The following is a 1,364-nucleotide window of genomic DNA, read 5'->3' as shown; positions in this document are numbered from 1 at the left end:
GACGAAGTCAGAACCGGAAATGGTGAAGAACGGCACATTGGCTTCGCCGGCAACCGAGCGCGCGAGCAGCGTCTTGCCGGTTCCCGGAGGGCCGACGAGCAGCACGCCGCGCGGAATCTTGCCGCCGAGCCGCTGGAACTTCTGCGGATCGCGCAGGAACTCGACGATCTCTTCCAGATCTTCCTTGGCTTCGTCGACGCCGGCAACGTCCTGGAAAGTGACGCGGCCATGCGCTTCGGTGAGCAGCTTGGCCTTCGATTTGCCGAAGCCCATCGCGCGGCCGGAGCCGGACTGCATCTGGCGCATGAAGAATATCCAGACGCCGAGGATGAGGATCATCGGCAGCCAGGAGATCAAATAGCCGAACAGCGAATTGGAACCGTCCGTTTCAGGCCGTGCATTGATGGTGACGTTCTTGTCCTGCAGCCGCGAGACCAGCGAAGGATCGCCGGGCGAATAGGTCTGGAAACCGCTGGAATTGTCGGTGTAGGTGCCGCTGATACGAGCGCCAGCAATGGTCACCGTCTTGACCCGCCCCGCCGCGACATCCTGCAGGAACTGCGAATAAGGCACATCGCTGGAAGCCCCTCGCGTCTGCGGCGTCTGGAACAAATTGAACAGGGCTATGAGCAGGACCGCTATGATCGCCCAGAGCGCGAGGTTGCGATAGTTCGGATTCATCAATTGTCCCGTTGGCGTCCGCGAGGCGGACACGCGTCATGAGAGGAAACTTGCGCCTAACATAGGGAGAGCGTCCCCCCTTGCCAAGCAGAACAGCACGTCTGGGTTAAGCTTTCGCGCAACCCTCAGCCGGCACTGTGGCCGCTGAAAGGCAAGGGCGGGACCGGGGCCGCGCCAATCAGCCCGGCGACGGCCCGCGCCAGCGCTAGGTCGAAGGATGGCAGGAAGCGGCCGAAGGGGGCAACGACCGGCCGCACTTCCACCGTCGCGGACTTCAGTCCATATCCAGGCAAACCAAGGCATTCACCGGCCTGCCACACCGCCGGTTCGGCCGCGAGCGCGGCGCGCATCAGGCTCGACGGGGTTTTTCCTTCACCCGTCGCGAGCCGTTTCGCCGCTGCCGTGCCTAACGGGGCAATCAACAATGCGCTGCTGCTGTCGTTCAATGTGATGTGCCGGCGGCCGTCCCACAGGGTGCTGCCGGTGGCGGCAGCGGCGGCGGGCAGTCCGCGCGCCTCGCGGCGCAGGAATATGCCGGAGCGCCGGGAATCGACAACCGTCCGCGACAATGTGGCGCAAAGAAATCCAGCCCTCAGCCGACCGAACAGAGCCTCGCTGCGGGCCTGATCCGGCAGGAAGGCAATCCCGCCGGTCGTGGCCAGAAGGATGCGCAACGCATAGAC

1 protein-coding gene and 1 pseudogene are annotated in these 1,364 nt (G+C 64.1%); both read right to left on the bottom strand.

The window, feature by feature from the left end; genetic code table 11:
* Nucleotides 1-681: ATP-dependent metallopeptidase FtsH/Yme1/Tma family protein (locus ENZ74_RS31850; RefSeq protein ID WP_164761407.1), on the bottom strand; the 681-nt coding region annotated here is incomplete at its 3' end.
* A gap of 125 nt (nt 682-806) precedes the next feature.
* Nucleotides 807-1,364, bottom strand: a pseudogene (locus ENZ74_RS31845) (tRNA(Ile)-lysidine synthetase); the annotation flags it as partial.

This window comes from Mesorhizobium sp. M7A.F.Ca.CA.002.15.2.1 (assembly GCF_003998715.1).
In the GTDB taxonomy this organism is placed as follows: domain Bacteria; phylum Pseudomonadota; class Alphaproteobacteria; order Rhizobiales; family Rhizobiaceae; genus Mesorhizobium; species Mesorhizobium ciceri.
This window is presented reverse-complemented; position numbering and strand designations above follow the sequence as displayed.